This window comes from Bradyrhizobium sp. Arg816, assembly GCF_029989365.1.
In the GTDB taxonomy this organism is placed as follows: domain Bacteria; phylum Pseudomonadota; class Alphaproteobacteria; order Rhizobiales; family Xanthobacteraceae; genus Bradyrhizobium.
The window spans coordinates 1-9426 of sequence record NZ_JAPRAQ010000056.1; the positions used below are offsets into that span (position 1 = coordinate 1).

Sequence of the window (9426 nt, forward strand, 5' to 3'; positions counted from 1 at the left end):
GTGCGCGCCCGGTTCGAGGAGCGCTTTTCCGCGAAACGAATGGCAAAAGAGTACGAAAGCCAATATCGGAAGCTGATCGCTCCTGCAGAGGGCGCCGAACGGGAATGCGCTCTGCAACTGCCACGATGCTGAAACTGTCGAGAGCGGCGACGGAACACGCGTACGGATTTCAAGACACATGGAGCTGGGAATCAAGGAGGAACGAGCATCCGGAGTCCTACGTTGTCTCGCATTGATGTTGCCAATAGGAGGAAACGATGGAAACGGAAAGGCGTGAAACAGGAACGCTGATCGGTAGCGATAAGGTCGAAGGCACGGCGGTCTACGGCACCGATAGCCAAAAGATCGGCTCGATCGAACGCGTCATGATCGACAAGGTCAGCGGCCGCGTCTCGTATGCGGTTCTCGGCTTCGGTGGCTTCCTAGGGATCGGAGACGATCACTATCCGCTGCCGTGGCAATCACTAAAATACGATACGGGTCTCGGCGGCTATCGGACCAATCTCACCGCAGAAAGGCTGCAGGGAGCCCCGAAATACGGCAATGACAACGATTGGAATTGGGAAGACCCGGGACGGGCAAAGGTTGTGAACGATTACTATTCTGGGTTCTGAACCGAGCGGCCCGAGTTTGCTCAGGTGCCGTTACGGTTGCGGGGCCCGGACTCCTAGGCACTCCGGCCCCCCGCTCGTCGGATTGCTGAGCGTCGACGAATGACTGCGAAGATGAATCTGGCTTCGGAGAGCGATTTTGCCGGAACGACAGCCGGCGCTGCCGGTTAAATCTCATAGCTCAGGGAAAAAGCTCAGGGAAATCGACGTTTGAAATTCGGCCTCGGCTCTCCACTATGGAGGTCGGGGCCCATTTCCGTTGAGCCGGTCGGCCTTCGGAGCTGCAAACGGAGTTCGGGGGATGGAGCTCACGGACCTAGAGCGGGATTTTCTGCGGAGTCTCCAGGACGGGCCATGGATCAGTCCGCCGATGTTCGACCACGAGCTTGTCGCGCGGATCGTCGAGCTCGGCCTGGTGGAGAGCGAACCGTTGCAGTCGGAAGAGATCGAATATCGGATCACCGATGCCGGGCGGGCGGCGCTCAGCTGAGCGACGGCCCTATTCTTCCTTAAGCGCCGACTTGACCTGAGCAGCCGGCCAGCTTTCGCGCTCGGGCGATAAGCGCACCTTGACGCCGCCGCCGACCAGCACGTGCGAACAGAGATCGTCCTCGGCCGACGCGACAGAGATCTTCATCTCAGGCTTCCGGTTCAGCGTAAGATCGAGATCGCCCGGGAAGATCCGCCAGCGCGAGCCGTCGTCGAGCTCGACGATGTGGCTTGTGAAATGCGATCCGATCTTCATTGGCGGTAGCGTTGCCCACACTCCTGTCCGGCCGGAGCCTGGGCATTCGAGTTGTTCGGGTTTTGCTTGTCAAAGCGAGCGCCGCAAGGCGGAGGCCGCTCGCCCTGTGAAGCTCGACTACCTACTGAGCGAATGAGCGAGCAAGAAACGCAGCATCTCCCTCGTCGCGTCGGGCCCGCGCGGATCGGCGTAGGATCCGGCGGGACTGCCTCCGGACCAGGCGTGGCCGGCACTGTGGATATTCCAATGCTCGGAGATCGCACGCCCCCCCGCGTCATTCAAGATCGTGCGGGTATATGCGTGGCCGTCCGGAACTTGTCCGCGAAGCACCTTCGCTTTCAAGCCTGCTGCGTTGGCGCAATGCTCGACGATCTGGGTGCCGTTCCTCGGATGTACCGTGGTGTCGCCATCGCCATGAAAAACGATGGTAGGCACAGGACGCTTGCCAGCCGAAATCGGCTTGGATTCGCCTCCCTGCCGCATGGCGGCGAACGCGGACGGAAGATCACTGGCGGCCCCACAGGCGAGACCGGAATGAACGCCAACCGCCGCGTACACGTCTGGATACGTTGCCCCCATGATGGCGGCCGCGGCCCCGCCCGCTGATAGTCCGGCGACGTAGACGCGTTTCGGATCGATTCCATAGTCGCGCATGATCTGGCGGGTGATGCCGGCGATCAGGGATGGCTCGCCACCGCCACGGCGCTGGTCGCCCGTGCGAAACCAGTTCCAGCACTTGGACTGGTTGGCGCCGCTCGGCTGCTCAGGATAGACAACGAAGCAATTCCGCTCTTCCGCCAGGAAGTTCATCCGCGTCCCCGCGGCAAAATCATCGGGCGACTGGGTGCAGCCGTGAAGCATGACGATCAGAGGAAGCTCTCGTCCCTCGGATCGGCTCGGGATGAACAGCTTGTAGGTCCGGCTTCCGGCCGCGCTGCCGAAGGTGCCCGCGATGAACCGCGTGCCCTCGGGCGCAATGTCCGCTGGGGACGGCGGGGCGCGCCTAATCGGACTTCCGATCCCGGAAAAATCCCGCATGCCGTCGAGCGCTGAGGTGCGCTTACGTCTCTGACCGTAGCGGGCCTGCGCGGCCTGCGGGCGTACACTCTCCTCGGTGACGTTCGCCTTGACGTCAATGGACGGCGGCCCAAGAAACGGAGGCGGAGCCTGGGAGGCGCCGCGGGACGTCGGTCCGGGAGCGCTATGGCCCTGAAGCATGCGTTGCAGGAGCGCGGTGGCCTCGACCAATCGGCCTGAACGCGTGAGGCGGGTGGCTTCGCGGACCGTGTCTTGATTCAGCATCGTTTCACCTCATTCTGTCGGCGAGAGCGGCCTTGACCGCGGGAGTGGCATGAAGCGCCCCCAGCACCGAAACCGAAGCAATGGCGACGCGGGCCAGCTCGGGCGTGACGTCTTGAGCGATGGTCGCGAGGCCCAGCACGTTGATGTGCAGCATCTCGCCAGTGCGCCGCGCCGCTTCGAGATCCGCGCGCGTGTAATTCCGGAGGCCGAGATCCAAGCCTTGACGGGCGGTAGATTGCTTGACCACGTCGGCGTGACGCTCGAGCTGATTGCGGATCGCCGTCCGGATGAAATCCGTGCGGTTCGAATAGAACCCATCCTTCACCATCAAATCGACGTGGCCCAGGTCGACGAAACCGAGATTGATGGTGATCTTTTCAGTTTCCGGAGACTTCGGCCTCAGTTCTTGAACATTCGAGGGCATCTGCTTCGCCATCCTATTGCCATCTAGCTGGATGGTATATGGATGGTACTGCGTTCCATACAAGAGGGGCGCTTGACGGAACTTTGGGAGAAAGTGCCGGGCTTGTCTGCTGCTGCGAAGGCAATCGAAACGGTCGAGCAGAAGGCAGGGCAAGATGCCTGCGGCCTTTGCAGGATGATCGCGCTCGTTTACTCCGGCCCCGGCATGGAGGCCGACGAAACTACTTCCGCTTGATTGTACGAGTCTCAGCCGTAGCAGCCCCTCGGAAGTCGCAAAAAACTTTGGCTCGACGAGGCTAACCGCCGAGGAAGGGCGGATTGCCTGGGCTTGTGCACGGTTAAGTGGAACAGGTGGACAGTCCTTCGCCATGCCGATTCTGAATCCCTGTCCCGTGCTAACCGGCCGGAACGACCGAGGGGGCGGAAGGATTCGTCCGGGCAGGAGCGACGCCATGCTGATGACGAAACAGAAACGCCCGGCGATCCGAACGCTGCGAGGCTGGGCGCTCGCCGTATTGCAAGAGGCCGGCGCAATCCAAGAATGCGAAGAGCACGGCTGGGCGCAGGATCGCGCCGATCCTCATGCCCGAGAATGCGCCTTCGATATTGCGAGGCAGGATCCACCGCCCCGCATCTCGCCGAAAGCGGCGGTTGCCGCAGTCGCGACTGTTCTTGAAGGCATAGGCGATACCTGCCCGGAATGCGACTAAGCGGCCTGCTCCGCCTCCACCGAGACGCCCTCGTCGCGCTTTTTGTTAATGAGGTTCAAAAGCCGGGCTGCCGCCCGAGCGTCGCTGATCGACACGGTCACCGTCTCCCGAGATCCGTCGCGCCTCGGTGGCGTAACGGTGGAGATATCAGGCCGGTTAAACGCCCTGTTGGGCGAAAAAGCTTTCCCAAACCAGGTCAAAGGGGTGTGGGGAAAGATGGTAGCGGGAGACCGCTACAGCGCCAGACCCACTATTTCGGGAGTCCTGTTTTCATACCGAAGGGCAGCCTAACTAAAGATGCGGACCCGCGGTAGTTCGTCAAAAGCCGCCGTTTGTACGCAATGCCTCGCCGGCGAGAAATGATCCGCGAGCAGGTTCAAATCTTGGAGGCGCAACACCCGATTATTGCGATTGATTGAACAGGAGATTCCTAAGCTTGCTGTATAACTGATTCCGACCGGGCCGCTGATTAAGAGTCCTGAAGATCAGCAGGTCTTTCAATAAGGTGACTGCAAACCAGGGGGATGAAGGCGCTTTGATACCATTGAGGTATTACCGGGCAAGCAAACCGGGATCATAGGGCCCAATAGGCCTGACGGCATCCGATTGAGACTGCTCAGAAGTTAGGCGCCAAGCCGCCGGAATGGCGGATAACTACGTCGATCTTGAGCGCAGAGATTTTTGTGAGCCTATTAAAGAGGTCGCCCTGATTCGACTGGAAGGCGCGACAAATGGAATATCTCTACATCGGCTACCTACTTCACGGTGTGGCCCGCGTCGTTGCTGAGAGCCGCAAGCTGTTCGTCACCGTGCGCAGGCGACGACCAAGGTCCAAGCGTAACGCGCACACATGATTCGATGCCGCCCACGAACAGCGGCGCGTCGTTTGTCAATCCCGAAATCGCACTTATCTCGACTTGAAGGCCCTCAACCGTGTAGGGATCAGCGGCCGCGGGTGGATCGCCGCCCAGATAGTCCCTGCCGATGAGCGTGCCGCAATCGAGCGGCACCTGGCGCAGATCGACCTAATCCAGGGTTCGTTGAGGGAGGTCGAGGCGGATATCGCGCGTGAAGCGATGTCCGATCCGGTCATTCGGCGGCTGATGACGCTCCCGGGTGTGGATTTGACGGTGGCTTCGGGCGTGGCCGCGGCCGTCGGCGACATTCGGCGCTTTGCCGATCCGACCAGGCTGGTGAGCTACCTGGGGCTAAACCCGAGCGTAAGGCAGTCTGGCGAGGGTTCCGCCTACCATGGCAGGAGGCCAAGCTCGCGGAATGCTCGTCGAAGCAGCATGGGCTGTAGCCCGTGCCTCACCCAGAATGTTACTGGACAACTTCTCGCCGATGATTGGGTCGGTGCCATCGAATTGGTTCGGTGGCGTCTATGGCGGGAAAGATCAGCATGGGCGCGCGGCGCGAGGTAGTGTCGGCGGTAACGGAGCGTTACCGGTCGGCCAAACGAGCGGAGAAGGGACGGATCCTCGACGAGCTGTGCGCGACGACGGGCTGCCATCGCAAGCATGCGGTGCGCGCGCTCCGGCGACGCGAGACGGTTGGACCGGCGAGGTCGAGGCAACAAGAAAGCGAAGACGCAGATATTCATTGAACGTGCGGATCGGGACGTCGCGCCGGATTGCCGACTAGAATCCGGCACGGCGCCGCCTGCCGCCGCTCGCCGCGATCTTCACATCGACGAGCAGACGATCGATGGTAGCCGCGCTGATGGCCAGAACACGATCACTGCCCGACTGGCCAAGCTGCAATCGGCCATGTTGCTCAAGGGCAGGCAGCAAGGTCGGGATCATCACCTTGAGCCGCTTGCCGCACACCCGATCCGACGCCTCCCACACAGCGCGTCCTTGATCGTCGCGCCAGTGCAACGGCTGCTGAGGGCGCTCAGACGGAGGGCTGCCGAACGGTTGGTCGCCCAGGGCCCGCTCGACAGCCCCTCTCGTCGAGCAAGGCGGGAAAGCCATCTGACGCGACCGATTAGTCGACATCGGATCGTCATCGGCAATGGCGCCATCAGGGTAACATTCGTAGATGCGGCAATGCGGGGGGTCAATATTGCAGACGATGAAAGGATCGGATCTCCTGTTGTTTGCGGGTCCGATCCTTCACCGCCGCCTCCCGCGCACGGATCAAGTCCCGCATAGCTTCATGCGCTGCGTCCGGAGTCCAGATCTCCGTCAGTTCGCCGGCACGGAACAAGCGGGCAAGCTTCTCGGCATCCCGGCGGTTTGTTTTGATCCGATCACCGGGCTTGTGTGGAATCAGCGACGGGGCAATGACAGCACATTCATGGCCAAGTGTTTCGATCTCTCGCTTCAGCCCATATCCCGTCGGCCCAGCCTCATAGCAAAATCTCAAACGTAAACCTGGCCGTGCGAGCTTGCGGACGAGCCGTCCTACCGACGCGTTGTCAGAGGATATTTCACCCAGATAGCGAACCTCGCCGTTGCGCCCGCTCTCGGCAACCGCAACTGCATGTCGATCTTTGGAAACATCCAAACCTACGAAAAGGGCGTTATTGTCTTCCACGGTTCGTCCTCCTGGCGTGAGGATAGGCTCCTTGAGCAACCCTCGTTCAACACCGCCAGTGTAGGGCGAACCACCCACCGCCGGCATTACAGAAGGGAAATACGGTCTTACGCTCAGGCACACCTGCGCGATGGTCGTTCTGCAAGCGACCGGGGACATTCGAAAGGTGTCGCTGTGGCTGGGCCACGCTACGCTGAGGACCACCGAGGTCTACACCCGCGGCGACCGTTGAATGCCTGACCAAGGATCGCTCGGCTACGTTGGCATTTTATGACTTCCCTGCCGAGCACTGGTCGGATCTGCGCAGGTCGAATCCAATCGAGAGCGTCTTTGCCACGGTCAGGCACCGGACTGTGCGAACGAAGGGAGCGTTATCGCCGCACATAGCAAGTTGATGGTCATCAAGCTCGTTGGAAGGGCACAAACCAGCTGCCGAAGGTGATATCCGGGGTGAAGTTTGCGGACGGAATCGAAGTCATTCCGACCGCTGAAGTCCGCGCCGCCTGATCGGACCCCGTCACCCAAAATCCCTCATAGCTCGCGTCCTGAAGGCTTGTTGCACAAGGTAATTCTTTCTTGTCGGCTATTGCGCGCGGACGGCTGCGAACGGATGCAGCCCACCAACGCCCCGGACATAATGGATCGCCTTAGACCACATGGCGCACGGCAAGAGCAGCAGTATGAATCTCTGCCAGTGAGTTCGCCGGTCGATTTCACAGGCACTCAGAGCAGAACTGCGATGACCAGGTTCCCTCCTATAGCGGCATTTTGTAAACCTTGCCTGAGGAAGCGAGCCCGGCTTCGTAATGCATACCATGCAGAGTGAAGATGGAGTGGGGTCGGTCCCCTTTGGCAGCAGGCCGTGTTGTTGCATTCCATGCATCAGTGGCTCCGACGCCCATTGGACGTCGTGTTTCCACTCCGTACCGACGATTTCTCCTAAATCCGCTAGCGGAGGCGGCATGTACTGTGGCGCGCCGAAGATCGACACACCGTTCTGCTCCTACGATGGTGGGTCTGGCTGATTGACGCTTTGCGCTGGCGAATGGGCCGATGAAGGCATTCCGGCCCAAAAGTTCGCCGTGTTGTAACTATCCCCGGCAGGCTGGCCAGCTGGATACCCTCCAGCCGGATCCAGTGCCCGCCAAACTCCTGACGTCTGATCTTTCAGCTCCTCCAACGATATCGGCTGATTAACAGTTTGCGCCGGCGCATAGTCCGATGAGGTAGCGTAGCTCAACCGTCGTTGGAGTTCACTCCGACTGGGCTCCAGATGAGTGAGGTCAAGGTTTGGCTGCCTCCCGCTGAGCAATTCGTTTACCAGAGCTCGCGTGCCATCAACCACAAAGACACCGCAATCAAAGTCGTTCTGCTGCTGGCGCATGCCGGCATATCGCAGGTCGGTATTCAACAGCCTTGCGACCGTTTGGGCAACCCAGTCATTATGTCCGCCGAGGGAATCGTAGTGATAGGCGACCGGCCATTGCCGATCGCTGCGATCGACCAGCAGCAGCGACCAGTGGGTTCCATGAGTCGTAGCTTCGGCATTGCTCAGCGGCAGGAACAGGAAGTCGGCTGTACCGTGACGAGCCTCGAATTCTTCAACCCTCTCACCGCCACTCAGACGCATGTTAAGGATCACGAGCGGATCCGCAAAATGCGTCCGAGCAGCGAGACCTCCATCGAACCTCTCTAGCTCTAGCCGCAGGAGCTCGTAATCCTGATTGATATGTTGGTCTCCTAGCCACTCGTGGTTGCCGAGCACTGACTTGCTGCGGTCTTGGTGCGAGGCATAAACCTGCTGCTCCTCAGGATAGGAGGTTAGATCGACGATCGGGGCAACGTCAGACCGCCTCTGCGGCAAAGAGCTGGCGGCCCCGCCGGCAGCTTCCTGCACTCCGCGAAATCTCTCGAACGCTCTTACCACTGTAGGCAAGCTCTTGCCTCCGCATGCTCGGACATCGTCTTTCAATGACGAATCACCAACCCGATAAGAAATGGCTCCCCTGTTGTTTGCGAAGCACCAGCGAGACAGAGCGCGGAGATCGCGTGCATACTTGCTCGCAGTCTCGGTAGAATGGCCCAAATCTATACAGGCCTGCTCGAACCGCTGAATGTGATCCACGTCTTCCTTATAATGGTTGAGCCCCTTTAATCTGCGGATTGCATTTACCGCTGCATGGGCGAACTTACCGATGGCCATAGCTTCCTTAAGCAATGCCGTGTCTTTAATGTCGTAAAGCCGGGCAGCAAATCCCCTCTGGCCATTTTTAGCGCACGCGCGGGCGAGCCTTCGAAGCTGATTCGCACTGGCGACGAGGCGCTTGGGGGGTATCGTATCCGCGCATTGCTTCTTGTACCATGCGATGAGCTCCTCGTCCGAGGGAGTGGCACCCGTCATGGGCTCCTTGGGCGCTGTGTCTCGCATGCTGCTGAACCTTTCGCCTTGAGGGCTGGATTGCGGCACCCTGTTTGGATCGTCGACTGAAGCTCGGGGGAGCTCACTGATGACGCTACCTAGCCAGTCGTGGTTGCCGAGCACTGGCTTGCTGCGGTGTTGGTGCGAGGCATAAACCTGCTGCTCCTCAGGATAGGAGGTTAGATCGACGATCGGGGCAACGTCAGACCGCCTCTGCGGCAAAGAGCTGGCGGCCCCGCCGGCAGCTTCCTGCACTCCGCGAAATCTCTCGAACGCTCTTACCACTGTAGGCAAGCTCTTGCCTCCGCATGCTCGGACATCGTCTTTCAATGACGAATCACCAACCCGATAAGAAATGGGTCCCCTGTTGTTTGCGAAGCACCAGCGAGACAGAGCGCGGAGATCGCGTGCATACTTGCTCGCAGTCTTGGTAGACTGGCCCAAATCTATATAGGCCTGCTCGAACCGCTGAATGTGATCCTCGTCTTCCTTATAATGGTTGACGACTGAAGCTCGGGGGAGCTCACTGATGACGCTATCACCGTAGATGTCTGAGGGAGCCGCGGGGACGTGGGCGGGCGCAAAATGAGCGTCGTCGCGCAATTCGGACGGCGTCGGCGCAACAAGGTCGACAAATGACTCAAGACCGCCGTAAGTGTCTGAGCGGGTCCTGGC

Annotated in this window: 9 protein-coding genes and 3 pseudogenes; 6 read left to right on the top strand and 6 right to left on the bottom strand. The window is 60.0% G+C overall.

From position 1 onward, the window contains the following. The first annotated feature begins 257 nt into the window (after nt 1–257). Complete coding sequence (locus OWC48_RS45500; protein ID WP_282525857.1) at nt 258–614, top strand: PRC-barrel domain-containing protein; 357 nt, start codon at nt 258–260, stop codon at nt 612–614. Between the two features lie 496 nt (nt 615–1110). Here the strand turns inward: OWC48_RS45500 and OWC48_RS45505 are convergent, their stop codons facing one another. The 3 genes from OWC48_RS45505 to OWC48_RS45515 all read right to left on the bottom strand — a co-directional run bounded on the left by OWC48_RS45505 (nt 1111) and on the right by OWC48_RS45515 (nt 3082). Continuing rightward, a complete protein-coding gene (locus OWC48_RS45505; protein WP_282525858.1) occupies nt 1111–1356 on the bottom strand; it encodes a hypothetical protein in 246 nt (81 codons plus the stop codon). 117 nt (nt 1357–1473) lie between these two features. Next, entirely contained in the window at nt 1474–2658 is a 1185-nt protein-coding gene (locus OWC48_RS45510; RefSeq protein WP_282525859.1) for a PHB depolymerase family esterase, read from the bottom strand. Between the two features lie 4 nt (nt 2659–2662). Then, on the bottom strand, nt 2663–3082 hold the full coding sequence (locus OWC48_RS45515) for a CopG family transcriptional regulator (protein WP_282525864.1): 420 nt from the start codon (nt 3080–3082) through the stop codon (nt 2663–2665). A 72-nt stretch (nt 3083–3154) separates the two neighbouring features. Here OWC48_RS45515 and OWC48_RS45520 point away from each other — a divergent pair, with 72 nt between their 5' ends. The 3 genes from OWC48_RS45520 to OWC48_RS45530 all read left to right on the top strand — a co-directional run bounded on the left by OWC48_RS45520 (nt 3155) and on the right by OWC48_RS45530 (nt 5215). After that, on the top strand, nt 3155–3316 hold the full coding sequence (locus OWC48_RS45520; RefSeq protein WP_282525860.1) for a hypothetical protein: 162 nt from the start codon (nt 3155–3157) through the stop codon (nt 3314–3316). A gap of 217 nt (nt 3317–3533) precedes the next feature. After that, nucleotides 3534–3791: a hypothetical protein gene (locus OWC48_RS45525; RefSeq protein WP_282525861.1), complete on the top strand. Its 258-nt coding sequence runs from the start codon at nt 3534–3536 to the stop codon at nt 3789–3791. Nucleotides 3792–4894: 1103 nt separating this feature from the next. Next, the gene (locus OWC48_RS45530) at nt 4895–5215 is read left to right on the top strand and encodes an IS110 family transposase (RefSeq protein WP_282525865.1); all 321 of its coding nucleotides are present in this window, start codon (nt 4895–4897) and stop codon (nt 5213–5215) included. 216 nt (nt 5216–5431) lie between these two features. Here the strand turns inward: OWC48_RS45530 and OWC48_RS45535 are convergent, their stop codons facing one another. Both OWC48_RS45535 and OWC48_RS45540 read right to left on the bottom strand, forming a co-directional pair. Further along, nucleotides 5432–5641, bottom strand: a complete 210-nt coding sequence (locus OWC48_RS45535) for a hypothetical protein (protein ID WP_282525862.1) — start codon at nt 5639–5641, stop codon at nt 5432–5434. Nucleotides 5642–5870: 229 nt separating this feature from the next. Further along, nucleotides 5871–6332: pseudogene (locus OWC48_RS45540) on the bottom strand (transposase); the annotation flags it as partial. Between the two features lie 112 nt (nt 6333–6444). Here OWC48_RS45540 and OWC48_RS45545 point away from each other — a divergent pair. Next, a pseudogene (locus OWC48_RS45545) lies at nt 6445–6558 on the top strand (integrase); the annotation flags it as partial. A gap of 4 nt (nt 6559–6562) precedes the next feature. Next, nucleotides 6563–6839, top strand: a pseudogene (locus tag OWC48_RS45550) (IS256 family transposase); the annotation flags it as partial. Between the two features lie 496 nt (nt 6840–7335). Here the strand turns inward: OWC48_RS45550 and OWC48_RS45555 are convergent. Continuing rightward, nucleotides 7336–8733: a Ulp1 family isopeptidase gene (locus OWC48_RS45555; protein WP_282525863.1), complete on the bottom strand. Its 1398-nt coding sequence runs from the start codon at nt 8731–8733 to the stop codon at nt 7336–7338. Nucleotides 8734–9426 lie beyond the last annotated feature (693 nt).